The sequence below is a fragment of the Pseudomonas sp. RIT-To-2 genome (genome assembly GCF_029623465.1).
In the GTDB taxonomy this organism is placed as follows: domain Bacteria; phylum Pseudomonadota; class Gammaproteobacteria; order Pseudomonadales; family Pseudomonadaceae; genus Aquipseudomonas; species Aquipseudomonas silvicola.
In genome coordinates this window covers 1-22,354 of sequence record NZ_JAPYKM010000043.1, presented here as the reverse complement: position 1 = coordinate 22,354, position 22,354 = coordinate 1, and the positions used below count along the sequence as shown (strand labels likewise).

Genomic DNA, 22,354 nt, shown 5'->3' with positions numbered 1-22,354 from the left:
CCCACTGCAACGGCCCCTGCCGGCCACATGCCACAGCCAGCCAGACCGCAGGATCACAGCTTGACCAACCTCACTCAACCGTCATCCCTGCGCTCCCCGGTCAACTCGGCTGGCGAGCCGACGCGCGGTACGCTGAAGAGCGCCCTGGCCTTGCTTGCCCTGCTTTTGCTGACGCTGTTGGTGTGGCAGTTGCTGGACCAGTTCAAACACAACGTAGCCGACCAAAGGCAGCGCACCGTGGAGTACACCAGCGTGCTGGGCGAGCACCTGGGGCTGAACATGGCCCTGGTCGGCCAGCAGGCCCTGTACCGCGCCACCCGTGGCGATGCCCAGACACCCCAGGCCATGGTGGCACTGATGCAGCCCCACCTGCCGGCGCTGCGAAGCGTGGCGCGGCTGGACAGGCAGGGCAACCTGCTGGCCGACACCCAGCCCCAGCTAACCGCTTTCGATTTTCCGGCCCTGGTCAAGCGCAGCCAGGGTGAAGTCTTTCATTTCAGCCAGAGTGACGACGGTCAGCAGGTGTACCTGTTGTTGTCCGCCAGCGAACGGTCCAGCGATGGGTATTGGTTGTTGCGCCTGGACACCTCGGTCTACGCCAGCCTGACCCACCGGGTCGACCCCAGCGCCCCACCCCGCTGGTTGCTGGAAAGCCGTGACCAGGGCCAGGTGCTGCGCCGCGACCCACGCTGCGCGGCCACGGGCCCGGCGCTGACCAGCCAGGAACAACAACAGAGCGTGGCCACCGTGCCACTGCCCAATACCGACTGGCAGTTGCGTACCCTGTTCGACCAGCACGACGCCCAGTTGCAATTGTTGCCGGCGCTGATCGGCAAATTCCTGCTGCTGGCCACCTGCTCGTTGCTACCGATGCTGGCGCTGTTCAACCTGCGCCGTCGCCAGCGCCAACTGCACGAGGGGCGCCGGCGCTACCATGATATTTTCGAAGGCACTGGCGTGGCCCTCTGCGTGCTCGACCTGCGCGGCCTGCAGGACCTGCTGGGCGAAAATGCCATCGGCAACCGCGAAGCACTCGACGCCTGGCTGGCGAACTACCCCGGCGAGCATACGCGCTTGCTGCAACAACTGCGCATCACCGAAGTGAACCAGATGGCCCTGGGCCTGCTCAATGTCGCCGACAGCCAGGGCGCCTGGCAGCGCCTGTTCGGCAGCGACCACCTGGCTGGCAACAGTGTGGGCCGGCAGTTGCTGGACACCTTGCTCGACGACCAGCAAGAGCTGGAAACCGAGATGCGCATCAGCGACCGCCTGGGCCAAGACCAATACCTGTGGCTGACCCTGCGCCTGCCCCAGGCCACCGGCGACCATGGCTCGGTGATCCTGAGCATCAACGACATCACCAGTCGCAAAAGCGTGGAGCTGTCGCTGGTGGAGCGCGAAGGCTTCTGGTCGGACGTGGTACGCACCGTCCCCGACCACCTGTACGTGCAGGACGTGCTCAGCCAGCGCATGATCTACAGCAACCACCACCTGGGCCAGACCCTGGGCTTCAGCAAGGCCGAGCTGGCGCAGATGGGCGAGTACTTCTGGGAGATCCTGCTGCACCCCGAAGACGCCGGCGACTACCAGCGCATGCGCCTGGCCCGGCGCCAGGACACCGAACTTGAAATGCAGCAATGCCAGTTACGCTTCAAGCACAAGGAAGGCCACTGGCTGCGCTTCGACATTCGCGAGCAGGCCCTGGCCCGCGACAGCGAAGGCCGGGTGACGCGCATCATCGGTGTGGCCAAGGACATCACCGACCAGATCGAGGCCAGCGAATCACTGCGCGACAGTGAGCAGCGCTACCGCATGCTGGCCGAAAGCATCAGCGACGTGATCTTCTCCACCGACAGCCAACTGGCGCTCAACTACGTCAGCCCATCGGTGCAGGCCGTGCTGGGCTACGATGTGAAGTGGATCTTCGACAATGGCTGGCAGTCCACCATCGCCAACCCCCAGCAACTGAGCGGTATCTACCAGTTGATCGAACAGGTCAGCCAGGTGCTGGACAAGCCCGAGGCGCTGGCCGAACTGCGTAACGAATTGCCCACCCAACTCTACGTATTCGATTGCCTGCGCGGTGACGGCCGCAAGGTGCCCATCGAGATGCGCCTGGTGCTGGTGTGGGACGACAACAACACCTTCGAAGGCATTCTGGGCGTGGCCCGCGACATCAGCCAGCAGCGCCGCGCCGAAAAAGACCTGCGCATGGCCGCCACGGTATTCGAGCACTCCACGTCGGCGATCCTGATCACCGACCCGGCCGGCTATATCGTGCAGGCCAACGAGGCTTTCAGCCGCGTCAGTGGCTACGCGGTGGCCGAGGTGCTTGACCAGTTGCCCACCATGCTCACCGTGGACACTGAACAGCAGGCGCACCTGAGCTACGTGCTCAAGCAGTTGCACAGCCGCGGCACCTGGGAAGGTGAAGTGTGGCTCAAGCGCCGCAACGGTGAACATTACCCGGCGTGGGTGGGCATTACCGCCGTGTTCGACGATGAAGGCGACTTGGCCAGCTATGTGTGCTTCTTCAGCGACATCAGCGAGCGCAAGGCCAGCGAACAACGCATTCACCGCCTGGCCTATTACGATGCCCTGACCCACCTGCCCAACCGCACGCTGTTCCAGGACCGCCTGTTCAACGCGCTGCAGACCGCCGAGCGGCAAAAGTCGTGGGTGGTGCTGATGTTCCTGGACCTGGACCGTTTCAAGCCCATCAACGACTCCCTCGGCCATGCCGCCGGCGACCGCATGCTCAAGGACATGGCCACGCGCCTGCTGGCCTGCGTCGACGACGAAGACACCGTGGCGCGCATGGGCGGCGACGAATTCACGTTGCTGCTGCAACCGCGCAACACCCGCGAGGCGGCCCTTAACCGTGCCATCCATGTGGCCGAGCAGATCCTGGGTAGCCTGGTGCGGCCGTTCGTCCTGGAAAACCGTGAGTTCTTCGTCACCGCCAGTATTGGTATCGCCCTCAGCCCCCAGGATGGCAACGAACTGAGCCAGTTGATGAAGAACGCCGACACGGCCATGTACCACGCCAAGGAACGCGGCAAGAACAACTTCCAGTTCTACCAGGCCGACATGAACGCCAGCGCCCTGGAGCGCCTGGAACTGGAAAGCGACCTGCGCCACGCCCTGGAGCAGAAAGAGTTCATCCTTTACTACCAGCCGCAGTTCAGCGGCGACGGCAAGCGCCTGACCGGGGCCGAAGCATTATTGCGCTGGCGCCACCCGCGCCGTGGCCTGGTGCCGCCGGGCGACTTCATCCCGGTGCTCGAAGAACTGGGCCTGGTGGTGGACGTCGGCGACTGGGTGCTGACCGAGGCGTGCCGCCAACTGCGCGCCTGGCACCAGGCCAAGGTGCGGGTGCCCAAGGTGTCGGTGAACATCTCGGCACGGCAATTCTCCGACGGCCAGTTGGGCACGCGCATCGCCAATATCCTCAAGGAAACCGGGCTACCGCCGGCATGCCTGGAGCTCGAGCTGACCGAAAGTATCCTGATGCGCGAAGTGAACGAAGCCATGCAGATCCTCGACAGCCTGAAATTCCTGGGGCTGAGCATCGCCGTGGATGACTTCGGCACCGGCTATTCGTCGCTCAACTACCTCAAGCAGTTCCCCATCGACGTGCTGAAGATCGACCGCACCTTCGTCGACGGCCTGCCCGAGGGCGAGCAGGACGCCCAGATCGCCCGTGCCATCATCGCCATGGCCCACAGCCTGAACCTGGCGGTGATCGCCGAGGGCGTGGAAACCCATGAGCAGCTGGACTTCCTGCGCGAGCACGGGTGCGACGAAGTGCAGGGCTACCTGTTCGGCCGACCCATGCAGGCCAGCCGCTTCGAAGCGCAGTTCAGCAACGACGCCTTGTTCATGTTCGATTGAGCGCGGGCCCTTCTGCACACGCAGCATGAGGCCCGCTCGTCAACGCAATGACTGCCTTTCATATGCCAGATAAAACCCGATGGGGTAGAATGCGCGCCTGATCACCTTTTTCCCTGCCCGATCCTTGAGGACCGCCATGTTCAGCCGTGATTTGACCCTTGCCAAGTACGACGCCGATCTCTTTGCCGCCATGGAGCAAGAAGCTCAGCGCCAGGAAGAGCACATCGAGCTGATCGCCTCGGAGAACTACACCAGCCCAGCCGTCATGGAAGCCCAGGGCTCGGTGCTGACCAACAAGTACGCCGAAGGCTACCCGGGCAAGCGCTACTATGGCGGCTGCGAGTACGTCGACGTGGTCGAGCAACTGGCCATCGACCGTGCCAAGGAACTGTTCGGTGCCGACTACGCCAACGTCCAGCCACATGCCGGTTCCCAGGCCAACGCCGCGGTCTACCTGGCCCTGCTGCAAGCCGGTGACACCATCCTGGGCATGAGCCTGGCCCACGGCGGCCACCTGACCCACGGCGCCAGCGTTTCCTCGTCGGGCAAGCTGTACAACGCCGTTCAATACGGCATCGACGCCAACGGCCTGATCGACTACGACGAAGTCGAGCGCCTGGCGGTCGAGCACAAACCGAAAATGGTCGTGGCCGGTTTCTCTGCCTACTCGCAAGTCCTGGACTTCGCCCGCTTCCGCGAAATCGCCGACAAGGTCGGTGCCTACCTGTTCGTCGACATGGCCCACGTGGCCGGTCTGGTCGCCGCTGGCGTCTACCCGAACCCGGTGCCATTCGCCGACGTGGTCACCACCACTACCCACAAGACCCTGCGCGGCCCACGTGGCGGCCTGATCCTGGCGCGCGCCAACGCCGACATCGAGAAGAAGCTGAACTCGGCCGTGTTCCCGGGCGCCCAGGGCGGCCCGCTGGAGCACGTCATCGCCGCCAAGGCCGTGTGCTTCAAGGAAGCGCTGCAGCCTGAGTTCAAGGCCTACCAGCAACAAGTGGTGAAAAACGCCCAGGCCATGGCCAGCGTGTTCATCGAGCGCGGCTTCGACGTTGTGTCGGGCGGTACTCAGAACCACCTGTTCCTGCTGTCGCTGATCAAGCAGGAAATCTCCGGTAAAGACGCCGATGCCGCCCTGGGCAAAGCGTTCATCACCGTGAACAAGAACTCGGTGCCTAACGACCCACGTTCGCCGTTCGTGACCTCGGGCCTGCGCTTCGGCACCCCGGCCGTCACCACTCGTGGCTTCAAGGAAGCAGAGTGCAAGGAACTGGCTGGCTGGATCTGCGACATCCTGGCCGACCTGAACAACGAAGCGGTGATCGACGCCGTTCGCGAGAAGGTCAAGGCCGTGTGCGCCAAGCTGCCGGTATACGGCAACTGATCGCAAAGCCTTGATGTGAGAAGCCCGGCTCTGTGAGCCGGGTTTTTTTATGCCTGGGGACAGGCAGTGCCTGCTTCCCGAGCTTCGCCCGGTCCCTCAGGTGATCGCGCCGCACTGCCCTGTGGGACCGGGCGAAGCTCGGGAAGCAAGCGATGCGGTAATCAGCGAACGCGGATGATGCGCCCCGCCGGCGAACCAGCCCCCGCGTTCGGCTGCTGCGCCAGGTACCCCAGCAGCGCATCAAGGTCGACCATGCGGCTATCCTCGCGCTGCGCACCTTGCTGGAACACCGAAAACCGGTCGCCGCCGCCCGACAGAAAGCTGTTCATCACCACCCGGTAGGTTTGCTCCAGCCGCACCGGCTTGCCATCCAGCATCAGGCTGCCCGGCACCACCCTGTTATCCGCCCAGCGATAACTGAACCCCCTGGACACCTGCAACGGGTTGAAGTCGTTGCCCTGCCACTGCTGGTTCAGCACCTGCTGCAACTGCGCGCCCGTCAGGTTCATCAACACCAGGGTGTTGTTGAACGGCTGCACGCTGGCGACCTGGGCATACGTGAGCTGGGTCTGCCCCGGTACCAGGATCAGGTGGTTGCGGATGCCGCCCTGGTTGGTGAAGGCGATCTGTGCGCCAAACGTGCGGGTCATGGCCAACTGGGCATCGGTGATCAGGTCACCCAGGGGTGACTCGCCGTTGGCATCGGCCGCGGCACTGATGGCAGGGGCACCTGGCGTGCCGACAGGGCGCAGCAGCACCGTATTGCTGCGCGCCTCCACTTCTTGCTGCAAGGCAGCCATCTTGGCGTCCGGGTAATACTTGCGCGGGTCGGCCAGCAGATTCTGTGCCTCGATGGCGGTGACCTGGTGGGTACCCGGGGTCACTTCAAGGGTCAGATGGGTCAGCAGGTGGCCGTAGGAACTGCCCTGGGTTACCAGCAGGTTGCCCACCTTGCACAGGTAACCCTGGTGCGAGTGCGCCGAGATCAACACATCCACTGCCGGATCCAGGCGCTGGGCCACGTCGACGATATCGCCTTGCAAGTGGCTGCAGTTCGGCTTGTCGTAGGGCTCCGGCGTATCGCCGCCCTGGTGCACCACGGCGACGATGGCGTTGACGCCCTGGGCCTTGAGCTGGGGAACCACGGCATTGATGGCGTCCGCTTCGTCGGTAGCCTTCAGGCCCTGCATGCCCTTGACGCTGACCACCTTGGCCACGTCATGCAGCACTGCCCCGACGAAGGCTACCTTCACCCCGTGCACGGTCTCTATGTGGTAAGCCGGCAGCAACGGCTTGCCGGTGTCGGTATCGATCAGATTGGCCGCCAGGTAGGGGAAGCCGCCACCGGGAAAATCGGCCTGGAACCGACAGGCCTTGTCAGGCCGCGAAGACTGGCAGCCACCGTTGGCCTGGCGCAGGAACTCGGCCTTGCCGTTGTCCAGTTCGTGGTTGCCGATGGTGCTGAACTTCAGGCCCATGCCGCGCAGGGCCAGCAAGGTCGGCTCATCGGCCCACATGGCCGACAGCGGCGGGCTGGCGCCTACCAGGTCGCCGGCGCCGATGAACAGCAGTTGCGGGTCTTGCTTGCGCAATTGGTCCAGCATGCCCCCCAGGGTGGCGATACCGCCCGCCTCTACCCGTTGAACGCTGCCGCTGGCGTCCTTGTAGGCATAGCCGTTGGCCTGCAGGTACCCGTGCAGGTCATTGATGGCAACGATGTTCACCGCCACCGGTTTGGGCGGGGCCGATGCACAGCCAGCGATGGCCAGCGCCAGTGTCAGGGCCGCGGTTTTAAACACTCGGTACATCGCACTCTCCTTGAGTTCTCCAGCTGTTCGGTACCAATAGCTCGCTGGCAAGCCAGCACCTGCACCGATAGCGGTGCCCTTTATTGTGTGCCCGGGTGGGGCTTGGGGTAATCGCGGTTGATGTCCAGTGGCCGGGCATAGGGACCATCCCACAGTTGCGCATGCAACTGCTCGATCCGCGCCGCCATGGCCGGGTTGCGCATCACCACTTCCAGGTTGCGCGACTTGTCCAGGTAGCCGCCCAGCCAGTTGCTGGTGCCCACCCAGGCTACCTGCCTGTCCACTTCCAGGGTTTTGGTATGAATCACCCGAGCATAAGGGATAAAACCTTCCGAGGCTTCGGGCAGGGTCACGATACGCACCTGCACATTAGGCAACACCGCCAGGCTCTTGAGGTACACCAGCTCCGGTGGCGCGGTGTTCCAGTCCGAGACCATCAGTTTCACCAGCACACCGCGTGCCGCAGCGGCGCGCAGGGCATTATCGATGACCGGGTAATACGGCCGGGTGTTGTCGGGCCCGTAGGCCAGCGGCGCATAGTCGAGCAGTTGCACGCGGATCTCTTTCTTCGCTTCGGCCAACAGGCGCGGCAGCTCCTGTTCGGAATCCCCCACGCCGGGCGGGTTGTAACGGGCGGGGCTGGCCACCAGGTAATTGCCGGTACGCGGTGTCGGCTGGGCGGGTGCGGGCAGTGGCGCCGGCTGGTTCTGGCTCAAGGCCTGCTCGGCGCGCCAGTCCTGGTCGAAGATGGCCTGCACCTGCGCAGCCATCTGCGGTTCGCTGATCAGCAGGCCGGTTTCGTGGATATGCTCCAGCGAACGCCAGTCGAAGTTCTGGCTGCCGACAAACGCCCGCGCACCGTCCACCACCATGAACTTGGCGTGGATGATGCCGTTGCCGGTCAGCTTGGCATACGGCAGTACGGCGAACGTCAGGTTGGGAATGGCGCGCAGCCGTGTGAGGGTGCCGGGGTCGGAGAGTTTCTGGCCCTTGTCTTCCAGCAGGAAACGGATTTTCACCCCGCGTCTGCCGGCAGCTTCCAGGCGCTGGAGCACTTGCGCCATGACGGAGCCGGGGTGGTCAACGGCATAGAACTGTTCGATGTCGATGCTGTGGCGGGCGTTGTCGAACAGCTGCATCCACACCGGCCCGGGGCTGCGCAGGTCTGGAGTGGCCAGGGCAGTGCCGGTGGGCACGGTGTGCACCAGTTCGAAGCCGGGGATGCTGAAATCGGCGTGGGCCTGAGGGACCGAAAGCAGGAGCGCCAGGGCGCCCAGATAGTAGTTGAACATGGTGACTCCAGGCTGATGCGGCCCACGTGCCCCCTGTGGGACACACGTGGGCCTGCGGCGTTTTAACTCAAGCAGTACGGTAGCGGGGGGCGTCGGCTTCCAGCAGGTCGGTTTCGGCGACGGTGCGAGCCCCCATGGCCGCGCGGATCAGCAGCATCTTCAGCTGTTCGTTGATGCGCTCAAGGCGGTCCTGGAACAGGTTGTGAAAGATAATGCAGAACAACGCGATGGCGATGCCCAGGCCCGTGGCATACAGCGCCGTGCCGATACCGGCCGAGATTTGCCCCGGGTCGGACACGCCAGCGCTGGCCAGCGCCTTGAAGGTGTCGATGATGCCCAGGATGGTCCCCAGCAGGCCCAGCAGCGGTGCCGCCGTGGTGATGGTTTCGATGATCCACAGGCTGCGCGCCAGCGGTGCACGGGTGTGCAGGTACTGGCCGTCGATCACGTCATCCAGGTCCTTGCGGGTGCCGATGGCCGCCTTTTGCTTGAGCACGGCGTTGACCATCACCAGGGGCAGGCTGTTGCGCGCCGTCAGCTCGGGGGGTAGCTCGCGCACTCCGTGGCTGTCGGCCAAAGCACCGAGCAGGCGCGAGGCCTGGCGGCGTACGTAGGCGAAGTACAGTGAACGCTCGATGATGATGAACACGGCAATGGCCAGGGCGCCGTACATCACATAGAACGTGACGTCGTGCATCAGGTTGGTATTCATGGGTTCAGCTCCAGTGGTTTGCCATCAGAAATTGGCTTCGAGGGCCACAGTCACGGTGCGCTCGACACCGACGATGTAGGCAGGGTCGCCGTCGCGGTAACCGCCGTAGGTGGCCGAGTTGGTTTTCACCGTGTACACGCCGTCCAGGTACTTCTTGTCGAACAGGTTGTCGACGTTCAGGCGCAGGGTGGCGTCCTTGAAGAAGCGGTGGTCCACAGGCAGGTAGATACCGGCACCGAGGTTGAACACGGTACGGCCGGGAATGCTTTCGTCGTTGGTCAGGTCACCGTAGATCTTGCTGGTGTACTTGCCGCCGAAGGTGCCGTAGTAGTGGCCGTCGTCATAGCCGATGTTGGCCGCCAGCATGTTGCGCGGCACGTTGGCGAACTGCTTGCCCGAGGTGGGCAGGGTCACCGCCACGCCGTTGTTGTAGGCCACCATGTCATCTTTCTGCTCGGCCTTGGTGTAGGTATACGAGGTGTAGTAATTGAAGTTGTGCGGCAGCAGGCCGCTCCACGCCAGTTCCAGTCCGGAGTTGTCCACTTCACCCACGTTGATGTCCGCGTAGTCGCCGTTCTCATCCTTGGACGACACCTGGCGGTTCTGGAACTTCATGTAGAACAGGCTCGCCGACAGGCTCATGTTCGGCTGCTGGTAGCGCCAGCCCAGCTCGTGGTTCCAGCTGGTCTCGGGCTTGAGGTCGATGGAGGTCTCGTTGGCGTCGTACAGCACGTAGTTCTGCGGAATGCGCATATTGCGCGACAGGCTGTAGAACAGCTGGTTGTTCTCGTCCAACTGGTACTTGATGCCCACGTTGGGCAGGAACTTGTTGTAGCTCTGGTCGCGCTTTTCCTCGGCCTCGGTAATGCTGCCCAGGTTGTGGCCCTTGCGTTCCACGTTCATGAACGACAGGCCGCCGATCAGCGTCCAGTCCGGGGTCAGGTACCAGGTATCCTGCGCCCAGACCTTCTGCGCCGGGGTTTCGGTGAAGCGGTTGCGGCCCTGCACCTTGTTGCCATTGGCATCCACCACGTAGTCGCTGTCGGCCCAGATGTCGTCGGGCTTGCCGGCGGAGTTGATGCTCACGAACGGCTGGGTCTGGCGCTGGCGGGCGTCTTCGAACCAGTAGCCAAACTGCAGGCTGTGGTCGCCCAGGTCCCAGTTCAGCTTGGTGGTGATACCCGGGCGCCAGGTCTGCGTCAGGGAAGAACGGTAGTACACGCCGCTGTTGGAGGTACCGTCAGCGTTGTACTGGGCTGCCGTGGACAGGTTGCTCAGGTCGTATACGCCACTGGTGCTGGAACTGCTGTTGAGCGCATAGCTGGAACTGCCCACACCCCCACCGTTGCCGTAGTAGTAATACGGGATCACGGACAGCGACAGGTTGTCGGCCAGTTTGAAGTTGGTGTTCAGCACCGCCGTGAAGGTTTCGAAAGGGTTCAGCGCCAGCCCGTAGTAGCTGGTGATCTTGCCGCTGCTGTTTTTGGTGGCCACCGAGGGGTACGGGTCGTAGTCGCGGCCGTACTGGGTGAACTGCGACTTGGTCAACTGGCTGTAGCTGTTGTTTTCCTGCTTGTGGTACTTGAGGATCAGGTTGGCGGTGTTGCCGTCACCGGCGTCGAAGAAGCTGTTCCACTCCACCTTGTCGGCCCGCACGGCGCCGTCGCCGCGCCATTTCTGGCCTTCCTCGTGGGACATCGACAACCAGTTGCTCAGGCCGTTGACCTCACCGGTGTTGACCCGGGCGAAGGTCTTGTAGGTGCTGTTGCTGCCCACGGTCTGCTTGACGAACACCCCGGTTTCCTTGGTGGGGCGAATGGTCACGATACCGATGTTGCCACCGCTGGAGCCGATGTGCGGGCCGTCTGCTTCCGAAGCGCCCTGGGTGACGAATATCTGGTCGATGTTTTCCGGGTCGCCCAGCAGGTTGGAGTACAACGCGTAGTTGCCCGAGTCGTTGATGGGCATGCCGTCCACCGACATGCCCACCTGGTCGGAGTTCATGCCCCGCATGGTGAACTTGAAGCCGGACAGGCCGGTGCTGTCTTCGCTGGAAATGTTCAGGCCAGGCACATACTTGAGCTTGTCGATGGCATTGCCGGTGGCGGTCTGCTTGTCCAGTGCCTCCTTGGTGACCGTGGACCGCGACTTGGCCGCCTCTTCGGGCACCATGTAGCCGGAGCCAACCGTGGCCTTTCCTTCGACGCCAATGGTGCCGACGTCCGACTCGTTGGTGTCGGCCATGGCGACCCCGTGGGCCATGCCGGCAGCGATCAAGGCCAGGCGTAACTTGCTATACCTCATTGCTTGCTTCCTGTGCGGTCGGTGCTTATTGCACGCTGTAGTTGAAAGTGGCGGTAAAGCGCTGTTGGCTGCGCCCGCCGAAGGCTTGCTCTGGGAACGGCTTGACTTGCTTGATACGCCGCAGGCTGGTGCTGGCCGCGCGGTTGAGCAGCATGCTGGAGGCCTGCGTCTGGATGCCGGAGTCCAGGACGTTGCCGGCACGGTCTACCAACAGCCACACCACCACCTCTCCCGTGGGGCGTTCCAGGGCGGCCTGGCGGCTGGTGGGGTACTGCTTGAAGCGGTCGATCTCACCGCGCAAACCTTGCAGGTAACCGCCTTCCAGGGCCTGGCTGTCGACCTTGGGTGGCACGGGCGCCGGTGCCGGTTTTGCCTGGGCTACCACCGGCGCTGGCGCGTTGGTGGCGGCCGGGGCCGGTTGCGGCTTGGCCACCGGGGTGGCCTTCACCACCGGTTTGGGCGTTGGTTTGGGTGGCACAGGCTTGGGCGGTACCGGTTTGGGCACGGGTTTGGGCGGCGGTGGCAGGGCCGCTTCCTCTTCCTCGACCACCGGCGGTGGCGGCGGTGTTTCCACCACCGGCTCCACGGGCTTCTCGGGCTCAGGCTCGACCAGCGCCAGCTCCACGGCCGACTCGTCGTAGGTGGGCTCGATCTTCAACGGCTCGGTACGCACGCCAATCACAATGATGACCAGCGCCGCCAGTGCGGGCAGCCCGCCCAGCCACTGGCGCGCACGGTAAAAAGCGTACAGGCTCATGATTTGCGGGTAGCGATCGACACGGAGGTGAAACCACCGCCGCGCAGGGTGTCCATCACTTCCACCAGGCGTGCCACTTCCACGCCCTTGTCGCTGTTGACGATGATGGTGGTCTTGGTGTCCGGCTTCTCCAGCGCCTTGAGCGCCGGCACCAGGGCGTCGATCGTGGTGGCCTGGCCGTCGAGCTGCAATTGGCCGTCGATGCCCAGGGTCAGGATCGACTTGTTCTGTGGCTTGAGCGGTTGCGCGTGGGCCGCGCTGGGTAGCTGGGTCTTCATGCCCAGGGCCGGGATCACGTTCAGGCTGACCAGCACGAAAAACACCAGCAGGAACATCATCACATCGATCATGGGTATGAGTTCGATGTGCGCCTTGCGCTTTTTTGGCTCGTCCCAGGTTCTCATGGTGCCCCCTCCTTTTAAGTTAGGGGCGCCAAGCTAGCAGCCGAAAATGACTGATCGGTTACCCGTATTTGAAGGGTTCGCGGCGGACAGAGTGCATTTTCATGACCATTCAACTGTTCATTTTCTGTTCACTGAACCGCAATGCGCAGGCGTCAGGATCCATGTTTTTTTGACCGAGGAGACAGAATCTCCCATGACAGACCCAAGCGTTATCGACCTGCCCCGGCGCCGTGTGGTAGCCGCTATCGGCGCCGGCATGGCACTGTCTATCCTGAGCCCCTTCGCCCGCAGCACGGGGGTGGAATACCCCTTCACGCTGGGCGTGGCATCGGGTGACCCACTGCCTGACGGTTTCGTGATATGGACCCGCCTGGCACCTTTGGCCGGCCAGTTGAAGGCCACGGTTCCCGTGCGCTGGAGCGTGGCCAGCGACCCAGCCATGACCCGCGTGGTGCGTCGCGGGCAGAAACTTGCTGACACAAACTTCGCCCATTCCGTGCATGTAGAAGTGACAGGCCTGGAACCGGGCCGGCCCTACTGGTACCGCTTCGAAGCCCTGGGCGAGCAAAGCCCGCTGGGCGAATCCCGCACGGCCCCTGCCAGGGACCAGGCCACCAACCGGGCCCTCACGCTGGGCTTTGTTTCCTGCTCCCACTGGGAGCGCGGGTACTTCAGCGCTTACCGCCACCTGGCCGACGAACGCCCCGACCTGGTGTTCTTCCTGGGTGACTACATCTACGACAGCTCCTACCCGGCAGGCTCGAACAAGATCATCCGCGCCCACGCCCTCACCGACATCAGCGACCTGGCCGGCTACCGCAACCGCTACACCCAGTACAAACGCGACCCCGACCTGCAGGCCTTGCACGCCGCGGCCCCCAGCGTGGCCACCTGGGACGACCATGAGGTGCAGAATGACTATGCCAACCGCTGGTCCCAGGACCCTGGTGTCGACCCGGCGCTGTTCCTCAAGCGCCGCGCCGCGGCCTACCAGGCCTTCTACGAACACATGCCACTGCGCCGCGCCAGCCAGCCCCGCGGTCCTGATATGCGCGTATACCGCCGCCTGGACTACGGCCAGCTGGCGCGTTTCCATGTCCTGGATGGCCGCCAGTACCGCACGGAGCAACCGTGCATACAGCCCGACGGCCGCCATGGCGGGCATGTAGCGACGTGCGCGGACCTGGATGATCCCACGCGCACCTTGCTGGGCTGGGAACAGGAAGCCTGGCTGCGCGACGGCTTGCGCCAGTCACCGGCGCGCTGGAACGTCATTGCCCAGGACTTGCTGGTGGCGCCGCTGGTCCAGAAAGACCTGCAGACCGGCGCCCAGGGCCACTGGACCGATGGCTGGGACGGCTACAGCGCCACGCGCACGCGGTTGCTCAACCATATCGATGCAAGCCGGGTACGCAACCCCGTGTTTTTTGGCGGGGATATTCATTCGTTCTGGACCACCGACCTGCAGGTGGCGAACAAGACCGTGGCCACGGAGTTCGTGGGCACCTCGGTGACGTCGGATGGGCCGCCGTACGAGGCGTTCAAAGCGATCCTGCCGTTGAACCCACATGTGCGGTTCTTCGACAGTCGGCAACGGGGTTATGTGTCGGTGACCTTGGGCCAACGGCAGATGGAGACGCGCTTTCAGGTAGTGTCGGATTGTCGGGATCCGGCGGCGACGGTGTCGACGCTCAAGCGCTTCGTCGTCGAAGATGGGCGCACTGGCGCGCAGGACGCCTGACGTGGCAATACCTGCGGAAGCTGGCTCACTGGCAAGCCAGCTCCCACACGCCAACGGTGTCAGGTCAGGGCTTCGAAGCCTTCCCGAATCCTGGCCTCAGGCAGGTCATCGGCGATGAACACCATCACGCTCTCACGCGCCTCGCCCTCGGCCCATTCGGTATCCCAGTCAAAGCCATACAGCTTCAACACGCCCTGGAACACCAGGCGCCGATCTTCCCCGGCGATGCTCAGCACGCCCTTGTAGCGCAGCAACTGCCGCCCGTGGTCCTCCAGCAACTGGTTCATGAAGTCGCTGAGGCGGTCGATATCCAGCGGCTTGTCGGTGCGCAACACCATGCTGGATATGCGGTCGACGCTGGCTGCAGCTACCACCGGCCGCACGCTCAGGCTGCCATTGAGGTTGAAACCGCGCACATCCAGCAGCTCGGCCAGGTCGATACGGCCGTGTTCCACCACGCGTACCGGTGCGCGGCGGTTGATGCGGGTCAGGCGCTGGCTCAGGGCTTCGAAGGCTTGGGGCGTGACCAGGTCTGTCTTGCTCACCAGCAGCCGGTCGGCAAAGCCTACCTGGGCCTGGGCGATGGTCTCGGCCAGGTGCACGTCGGCGTTGGCGGCGTCCACCAGGGTGATGATGCCGTCCAGGATATAGCGCTCGCGCAGTTCTTCATCGATGAAAAAGGTCTGCGCCACCGGGGCCGGGTCCGCCAGGCCGGTGCATTCGATCACCAGGCGGTCGAACGCGATCTCGCCACTGTCCACGCGCTCCAGCAATAGGTACAGCGCCTTGGTCAGGTCGGTGTGGATAGTGCAGCACACACAACCGTTGGCCAGGGTCATGACCTGCACCGGCGCATCGCCCAGCAGCTGGGTATCGATGCCGGCGTCACTGAATTCGTTCTCGATGACTGCGATTTTCAAGCCATGTTCGGCCTTGAGCAGGTGGCGCAGCAAGGTGGTCTTGCCAGCGCCCAGGAAGCCGCTGAGGATGGTGACGGGGATGGGGGAAGACAACATCGATTCTCCAGGTTTCAGCCTACACATGCAGGACCGGGCGAAGCTCGGGAAACAGGCGACGCGGTGTACCAGAGGGTATCGCAGCGTCTGTTTCCCGAGCTTCGCCCGGTTCCAGAAGGGTCAGCAGGTAAAGTCCTTAACTCAACAACACTTCGGCCCGCCCTTGCCGCCGTAGCGGGCCTCCTGGCGTTCGCGGAAGAACGCCTCGTAGTCCATCACCGGCTTGTCCGGGTGCTTGGTCTGCATGTGCTCTACGTAGTTGTCGTAGTCGGGCATGCCTACCATCAGGCGGGCGGCCTGCCCCAGGTATTTGCCAAGCCGGCTCAGGTCATTGAACATGTCTGCCTACCTCGTTGGTCATGCACCAGGCACCGCCTGGAAAGGTGCTTCCTTGTCGGTACGCTCCTTCTTGCCCCACGCGGCGATGCTGACCTTGATGGCGTACACCAGGATCGCGAACACCACGAACAGGAACAGCCCGGTCAGTGTCGCGTTGGTGTAGGCATTGAAGATCACGTGTTGCATCTGGTCGATGTCCTTGGCCGGGGCAATCACTTGCCCGGCGTCCAGCGCGGTACTGTATTTCTTGGCCAGGGCCAGGAAGCCCACCGCCGGGTTGGCGTCGAACAGCTTGATGAAGCCTGCCGTCGTGGTGCACACCAGCAACCACACTGCTGGAATCAACGGCACCCAGATGTAGCGCTGGCGCTTCATCTTGATCAGTACCACCACGCCCAGCATCAGCGCGATGCCGGCCAGCATCTGGTTGGAAATACCGAACAGCGGCCACAGGGTATTGATGCCGCCCAGCGGGTCGACCACGCCCTGATACAGCAGGTAGCCCCACAGCGCCACGCAACCCGCCGTGCCGATGATGTTGGCCGTCCACGATTCAGTGCGCTTGAGCGCTGGCACGAACGAGCCCAGCAAGTCCTGCAGCATGAAACGCCCGGCACGGGTACCGGCGTCTACCGCGGTAAGGATGAACAGCGCCTCGAACAGGATCGCGAAGTGGTACCAGAACGCCATGGTGTTCTCGCCCGGCAGCACATGGTGCAGGATCTGCGCGATACCTACCGCCAGGGTCGGCGCGCCACCGGCGCGGGCCAGAATGGTGTTTTCACCAATGTCATGGGCCACGGCCTGCAGGGCATCCGGGGTAATGGCAAAGCCCCAGTTGCTGACCGCGGTCGCTACCGCCACCACATCAGTCCCTACCACGGCGGGCGGGCTGTTCATGGCGAAGTACACACCTGGCTCGATCACCGACGCGGCAACCATGGCCATGATGGCCACGAACGACTCCATCAGCATGCCGCCGTAACCGATGTAGCGGGCGTTGACTTCGTTATCCAGCAGCTTGGGCGTGGTGCCCGAGGAGATCAGCGCGTGGAAACCCGACACCGCGCCACAGGCGATGGTGATGAACAGGAACGGGAACAGGCCGCCCTTCCACACCGGGCCGGTGCCGTCGATGAACTGGGTCAGTGCCGGCATTTTCAGCAGCGGCGTGGTGATCAGAATGCCGATCGCCAGGGCGATGATGGTACCGATCTTCAGGAAGGTCGACAGGTAGTCACGCGGCGCCAGCACCAGCCATACCGGCAGTACCGCCGAGACCGCGCCATAACCGATCAGCATCCAGGTAATCTGGATACCGGTGAAGCTGAATGCTTTGTTCCACTGCGGGTCTGCGGCGATCTGGCCCCCCAGCCAGATGGAGCCCAGCAGCAACAGCACGCCGATGATCGAGATCTCACCAATGCGGCCCGGGCGGATATAGCGCATGTACACGCCCATGAACATCGCGATGGGGATGGTCGCCATTACCGTGAACATACCCCATGGGCTGTCGGCCAGGGCCTTGACCACGATCAGCGCCAGCACGGCAAGGATGATGATCATGATCAGGAAGCAGCCGAACAGGGCGATGGTGCCCGGAATGCGGCCCATCTCCTCGCGCACCATGTCGCCCAGCGAACGACCGTTGCGGCGGGTGGACATGAACAGCACCAGGAAGTCCTGCACGGCGCCGGCCAGCACCACGCCGGCGATCAGCCACAGGGTACCCGGCAGGTAACCCATCTGCGCGGCCAGTACCGGGCCCACCAAGGGGCCGGCGCCAGCGATGGCGGCAAAGTGGTGACCGAAAAGAATATGTTTGTTGGTCGGCACATAGTCCAGACCGTCGTTGTTGACCACGGCCGGCGTGGCACGGCGCGGGTCCAGCTGCATCACGGTATTGGCGATGAAGAGGCTGTAATAACGATAAGCGACGAGGTAAATCGCCACTGCAGCCACCACAATCCACAGTGCGTTGACCGCTTCGCCACGGCGCAATGCCACGACGCCGAGGGCGCACGCTCCTAATGCTGCCACCACGAGCCATGGCAGATGGCGCAGCAGACTATTGTTGTTGTTCATTTTTTTTATTCCAACCAAGTGGATACGAAAGTCAGCCCTGCGAGTCTAGCGGCACTCGTGGGAAAGACCACCCCCCACGTTGGTCTAGAGCCTTCTTTTACAGGATGACTGTCATTTTTATCCGCCCTTGCCTGGCACTTGGCAAGTACCAGCAGACCAGTGAACACCGCGGCCAAAAGCCGGTCGCAATAAGTAAGCCCACCGCACAGGTAACGCCCCATGCCCAAGGCTCCGTTTCCACCGCCGCTGCTGTACCTGACCTTCATCGCCGTGGCCATCGCCATGAGCTACGCCCTGCCCTTGCCCATCCCGGACACCAGCTGGACCCGAGCCACGGGCGCGGCCCTGATCATTCTCGGCCAGGGCCTGTCGTTCTGGGCCATGCTGCGCTTTCGCCGCCAGCACACCACCGCCAGCAACTTCGACACGCCTGACCAGTTGCTGCAAAGCGGCCCCTTCGCGGTGTCCCGCAACCCGGTGAACCTCGGCGATACCCTGAGCTATTGCGGCATCGGCGTGTTGCTCAGCAGCATCTGGCCCTGGTTGTTACTGCCCGCCCTGATCGCCATCATGAACCGCGCGGTCATCCGCCCTGACGAGGCACAACTGGAGCGCACCTTTGGCGACGCCTATCGTCAGTATTGTCGACGGGTTCGAAGATGGCTTTGAGACACTAGGCTATAGTCAGTGGAATCGCAGAGGGCCGCACCCATGACCGATAGCCACGACGACCGCCGCCGTTTCAAGCGCGTCGCCTTCGACGCCAAAACCGAAATCAGCCAGGGCGACCGTACCTGGCCGGCGAAACTGATCGACCTGTCCCTGCGCGGCGCCCTGATCGACCGCCCTGCGGATTGGGAAGCCGCCGACCTCGAGAAGCATTTCCTGATCAAGATTCACCTCACCGACCTGATCGAAGTGCGCATGGATGCGGAGCTGCGTCATGAAGAGCATGGGCATCTGGGGTTTGCGTGCCTGCACATTGGGCTGGAGGATATTGGCCATTTGCGGCGGATCATTGAGTTGAATCTGGGGGATATGGAGGAGTTGGAGCGGGAGTTGGGGGCGCTGGTGGAGGTTTGAGCCGGCGCGCCAATGCCTTGATCATCCCCGCGACCCCGTAGCCGCGGCAGCCAGGCTGCGGCTAGTCGACAGGGTTGTCGCATTGGCTCAATAATGCGCGAGCGCAGCGGCTAAGGGTTTTACTGGCGTCGCGCAACCTAGGCCACCAACAACGACCGTGAACGAAGCAAACACAGATTTATTATCCGCGAACTTTATTTTTCAGCGTCAGATTGGTAGGTGACCCACCAATACGAGCAGCGATTTCAAGGCAGGAAACCAACCCGTGACCAGCAAGCCCCTCAACGACCTCAGCAAATTCCTCAGTTACGTACTGCGCCACGAACCCCACACCATCGGCTTGACCCTGGACAGCGAAGGCTGGGCCGACCTCGATCAACTGATCACCGGCGCTGCCAGCCAAGGCCGCACTCTGGACCGAGACCTGATTCGTACAGTCGTCGACAGCAGCGACAAAAAACGCTTCGCCCTTTCCAGCAACGGCCAGCGCATCCGCGCCGTGCAAGGCCACTCCACCACGAGCGTCAATCTGCAACACCAGGAACAAGAGCCACCGGCCCTGCTTTACCACGGCACCGCCACCCGCTTTCTGGACTCGATCCGCGAACAAGGCCTGATCGCGGGCGCGCGTCACCATGTGCATTTGGCGGAAGACACCGCCACGGCGACGGCAGTGGGGCAGCGATATGGCAAACCCGTGGTGCTGCGTATCGAGACACAGGCGATGCGGCAGCAGGGCTTCAAGTTTTTCCGAGCAGAGAATGGGGTGTGGTTGGTGGATAGCGTTCCTGCTCGGTTCTTGGGGCTGGACAACCCTCTGTAGCCGCTGCCAAAGGCTGCGCTGGCCGGCGCTACCAACAAATTTCGCAGTCCGTATCTAGATCACTTCTCTAACGCAGAGCTTGAGGAGCGGGCCAACTACGTTAAGCCTCATCTCCGCTATAGATCAGAGTGGCCGTCTGAGTATGCATGCGGACAATAATATGGATGTTGAGATGTCGCGCTGCTTGGCCTTGGCTGGAATACATTTTGTACAACTCAGCGTTACCCGCAAAAATTCTGGGGTTTAAGGGCAGAATACAACCGTGAAAACACCGCAAATTTAAGGACAGGCACCGGCCAGAGGGTCAAAACCTTTTCCAGCGGCCTGACCGCTGGCAGCGGTAGCCGGGAAATAGCAGAAAGAAATCAGCTCGATAGCAGAGAGATAGCAACAGATAGCAGCAAGATAGCTAGAAAATTAGCAGTTCAGACGGCGTGACATACATTCACCATCAAGCAACTCGAAAGAAACACATAAGCAACTGAGAAAGAACAGAAAAACAACACGAGACAACAGAAAGAGAACACCTGACAATCGTAAAGCAACAGGCATTTACGCCTGGTGCTGACCGCAGGTAAAACAACACCGGCGCGAGATCGGTGCCAGGTGAATATTGTCTTTGTACTCTTGATTCAACTTTTCCCGCTGAGATTTTCTCTCCATGGCGCAAGTAAGCCTTCCTGAAGAACCCGATCAACGACGCCATCATCAATACTACCAACATAGGTAGTATCCAATTGAAACTGGAAGGAAAGGCTGGCTTTTTCAGATAAGTACCTAACAGCACCAATCAGCTCTTCTACTTCCTCTAGATGCTTCGAGTCCACATCAAGAGGGAGTATGCTCGGCGGTAAAGCCGAATAAATTTCCAGCATCCCACCTACGACCTCCAAGCCATTCTCGTCTATCTCATCAATCAAGCTTGGTGGCGCAATGCTCCATACCCTTGACGCAGCAAGATCTTTCACAAGCTGCTGCACATCAGACTTAGTTGATTGATCCAAATCCTGAGCCACATAGAAGATTAACTTCTGCTTCGCGTGATCTAGCGGCGTGACATGCATTACTCAGTTCCTTTCTTCGGCGGGTATGCTAGAAGTGCTGACCCAGGACCGCCAGGATTATATCTAAAGCCTCCCGGCATATGCGCGTCTAAATGACGTGTATCAGGCAGCGGCACGGTACATCCCACTCACACCACCTTCGTAACTCTGTGCCTTATCGATTGCCCGACTACCATTTACAGCAATGGGATTGGTTGTTTCCAGCGCAGTGCTTGCGCCTTTCGCACCACTTAATTAGACAGAAGCGTTATTCTCCAATGCTTGCGGCAAAAAAATGCCCGCCCTATTTAATATTTCGGTTAAGTCTTGAACACCTAAAACCACATTGGACTCTCTAGGGTAGACGGTGAAACCAAGGTCTCGTTCATCAGTCACTGCAATCTCCAAAAACGGTTCAACTTCACCTTGCAGGCATACACAAAGATATGGATAGGTGCTATGAACATCGCCAACTTTTTCAAAGATTAACTCACGCATCATTTTTGCACTCCTCTAAAGCCGATAAAATCACCAGAAGCGCTCCAGCTAGCAGCCCTCCCGTCTGGTAAAGAGTAGGTTACCCACCTATTAGGGTATCTACCACCAGCGCTAGTCGTTTTTACTCCATTTTCCAAAATATCTTGAACAGATTTTTCTGCCAAATCATTTAGCTGAGTATCTGAGCGATAGACTTGGCGTAACTCTTGCCTGGAATCAAATCCAAAATATTCCGGGTGCTTAGTAACTGCTCTACCTGCACTGGCAATAGCCTGCCCGTCTTTGAGCGGCGATAAAGCGGATACTAAAAGGCTATCTGTCGCCTCTTTTGCACCATCAACTTACCCAGGAAATGTGATCCTCATCTAAATAATATAGTCCCTCAAGCCTCCCTGAAATTTCAGGCAGCTCGAGAAGACATTCTGAAACATATGAAAAAGGAAGTCCATTCCTTAGCTGTTGAGCTCTTGCAGAGTAGTCTGCCCAAGACGGCTCAACCATCCCATTCCAGAATGTAACAAAGGAGCCATCTTCAAGAAGAATGACAGGCTTTAAATACTCAACTTCCCCACCACCATCCCAGTACAGATAGCCTAAGTAACTAGAACCATCCCCCCCAACAAAACTAGCGCGAACGATTACTTGAGCGTCAGTACAAGTTTCCTTATCAAGGAGAGGGCGGACTGTTAGCTCATCTTCCGCAGACTCATCCATAGGAAAGTACCAAACGCCATAACAAACAAGATCATTAACATCCAAATCATATATCTGCTTATCATTCATGCTTGCATACCTATTTAATCAAGTGCTTGATTGAGTCAAACAATTCGGGCCGCCCTATATCGTCATAGGCTTTCTGCAACCCCGAGCTTATTTGCCCAGAAGTATACGTAGCCGGCTTACCACCTACCATGGGAGGCAAATACTTACTTATCGCTTTATGCATAGCATCAGGATTCACCTTTCCCGTATGAGAGTACTGGGTAATTAGAGTCGCTGGGTGATCCAGCATGTCATTTTTCGTATACCCCAGCATCTTCCCCAAATATTGAGGCAAAGTGTGATGCGCTTGGAATCCTTTGTTTAATCCCTGAAGTTCTCGATAAGTAGGACTAATTACGTCAGGTACAATCTGGCCTGTCGCTTTTGCACTAGCAATCCTTTT

At 61.1% G+C, this 22,354-nt stretch carries 19 protein-coding genes; 6 read left to right on the top strand and 13 right to left on the bottom strand.

The annotated features are described in order from the left end of the window. Positions 1-60: 60 nt before the first annotated feature. Both QBK88_RS26875 and glyA read left to right on the top strand, forming a co-directional pair. Positions 61-3,894, top strand: a complete 3,834-nt coding sequence (locus QBK88_RS26875) for a bifunctional diguanylate cyclase/phosphodiesterase (protein WP_277964433.1) — start codon at positions 61-63, stop codon at positions 3,892-3,894. A gap of 136 nt (positions 3,895-4,030) precedes the next feature. Further along, on the top strand, positions 4,031-5,284 hold the full coding sequence (gene glyA, locus QBK88_RS26870; protein ID WP_158153836.1) for a serine hydroxymethyltransferase: 1,254 nt from the start codon (positions 4,031-4,033) through the stop codon (positions 5,282-5,284). A 161-nt stretch (positions 5,285-5,445) separates the two neighbouring features. Here glyA and QBK88_RS26865 read toward each other — a convergent pair whose 3' ends face one another. From QBK88_RS26865 to QBK88_RS26840, 6 genes are all read right to left on the bottom strand, one after another. Beyond that, the gene (locus QBK88_RS26865; protein WP_277964432.1) at positions 5,446-7,092 is read right to left on the bottom strand and encodes a bifunctional metallophosphatase/5'-nucleotidase; all 1,647 of its coding nucleotides are present in this window, start codon (positions 7,090-7,092) and stop codon (positions 5,446-5,448) included. 80 nt (positions 7,093-7,172) lie between these two features. Then, positions 7,173-8,384, bottom strand: a complete 1,212-nt coding sequence (locus QBK88_RS26860) for a phospholipase D-like domain-containing protein (RefSeq protein ID WP_277964431.1) — start codon at positions 8,382-8,384, stop codon at positions 7,173-7,175. A gap of 67 nt (positions 8,385-8,451) precedes the next feature. Beyond that, the gene (locus QBK88_RS26855) at positions 8,452-9,096 is read right to left on the bottom strand and encodes a MotA/TolQ/ExbB proton channel family protein (RefSeq protein ID WP_277964430.1); all 645 of its coding nucleotides are present in this window, start codon (positions 9,094-9,096) and stop codon (positions 8,452-8,454) included. A gap of 24 nt (positions 9,097-9,120) precedes the next feature. Further along, positions 9,121-11,400, bottom strand: coding sequence for a TonB-dependent receptor (locus QBK88_RS26850; protein WP_277964429.1), 2,280 nt, complete (start codon positions 11,398-11,400; stop codon positions 9,121-9,123). Positions 11,401-11,425: 25 nt separating this feature from the next. Then, positions 11,426-12,151 (bottom strand): energy transducer TonB family protein, encoded by a 726-nt coding sequence (locus QBK88_RS26845; protein ID WP_277964452.1) that lies wholly within the window; start codon positions 12,149-12,151, stop codon positions 11,426-11,428. Between the two features lie 2 nt (positions 12,152-12,153). Then, positions 12,154-12,561, bottom strand: coding sequence for an ExbD/TolR family protein (locus QBK88_RS26840; protein ID WP_268148220.1), 408 nt, complete (start codon positions 12,559-12,561; stop codon positions 12,154-12,156). 193 nt (positions 12,562-12,754) lie between these two features. Between QBK88_RS26840 and QBK88_RS26835 the strand changes: the two genes are divergently transcribed. After that, positions 12,755-14,302 (top strand): alkaline phosphatase D family protein, encoded by a 1,548-nt coding sequence (locus tag QBK88_RS26835; RefSeq protein ID WP_277964428.1) that lies wholly within the window; start codon positions 12,755-12,757, stop codon positions 14,300-14,302. Between the two features lie 59 nt (positions 14,303-14,361). Here QBK88_RS26835 and yjiA read toward each other — a convergent pair whose 3' ends face one another. From yjiA to QBK88_RS26820, 3 genes are all read right to left on the bottom strand, one after another. Then, positions 14,362-15,318, bottom strand: a complete 957-nt coding sequence (gene yjiA / locus QBK88_RS26830; RefSeq protein ID WP_277964427.1) for a GTPase — start codon at positions 15,316-15,318, stop codon at positions 14,362-14,364. 141 nt (positions 15,319-15,459) lie between these two features. Further along, positions 15,460-15,657, bottom strand: a complete 198-nt coding sequence (locus tag QBK88_RS26825; protein ID WP_008371622.1) for a YbdD/YjiX family protein — start codon at positions 15,655-15,657, stop codon at positions 15,460-15,462. Positions 15,658-15,675: 18 nt separating this feature from the next. Beyond that, positions 15,676-17,742 (bottom strand): carbon starvation CstA family protein, encoded by a 2,067-nt coding sequence (locus QBK88_RS26820; protein ID WP_277964426.1) that lies wholly within the window; start codon positions 17,740-17,742, stop codon positions 15,676-15,678. Positions 17,743-17,961: 219 nt separating this feature from the next. Here QBK88_RS26820 and QBK88_RS26815 point away from each other — a divergent pair, with 219 nt between their 5' ends. The 3 genes from QBK88_RS26815 (at position 17,962) to QBK88_RS26805 (ending at position 19,648) form a co-directional block, all read left to right on the top strand. Beyond that, positions 17,962-18,411: a methyltransferase family protein gene (locus tag QBK88_RS26815; protein ID WP_277964425.1), complete on the top strand. Its 450-nt coding sequence runs from the start codon at positions 17,962-17,964 to the stop codon at positions 18,409-18,411. A 42-nt stretch (positions 18,412-18,453) separates the two neighbouring features. Next, on the top strand, positions 18,454-18,825 hold the full coding sequence (locus QBK88_RS26810; RefSeq protein ID WP_268148211.1) for a PilZ domain-containing protein: 372 nt from the start codon (positions 18,454-18,456) through the stop codon (positions 18,823-18,825). 265 nt (positions 18,826-19,090) lie between these two features. Continuing rightward, positions 19,091-19,648: an RNA 2'-phosphotransferase gene (locus QBK88_RS26805; protein ID WP_277964424.1), complete on the top strand. Its 558-nt coding sequence runs from the start codon at positions 19,091-19,093 to the stop codon at positions 19,646-19,648. Between the two features lie 632 nt (positions 19,649-20,280). Here the strand turns inward: QBK88_RS26805 and QBK88_RS26800 are convergent. From QBK88_RS26800 to QBK88_RS26785, 4 genes are all read right to left on the bottom strand, one after another. Beyond that, positions 20,281-20,712 carry a hypothetical protein gene (locus QBK88_RS26800; RefSeq protein ID WP_277964423.1) on the bottom strand — a complete coding sequence of 144 codons (432 nt, stop codon included), beginning with the start codon at positions 20,710-20,712 and terminating at the stop codon, positions 20,281-20,283. Between the two features lie 234 nt (positions 20,713-20,946). Beyond that, a complete protein-coding gene (locus QBK88_RS26795) occupies positions 20,947-21,192 on the bottom strand; it encodes a hypothetical protein (RefSeq protein ID WP_277964422.1) in 246 nt (81 codons plus the stop codon). 333 nt (positions 21,193-21,525) lie between these two features. Continuing rightward, positions 21,526-21,972, bottom strand: a complete 447-nt coding sequence (locus QBK88_RS26790) for a hypothetical protein (RefSeq protein ID WP_277964421.1) — start codon at positions 21,970-21,972, stop codon at positions 21,526-21,528. A gap of 10 nt (positions 21,973-21,982) precedes the next feature. Next, on the bottom strand, positions 21,983-22,354 hold a 372-nt coding region (locus tag QBK88_RS26785; RefSeq protein WP_277964420.1), incomplete at its 5' end, for a hypothetical protein.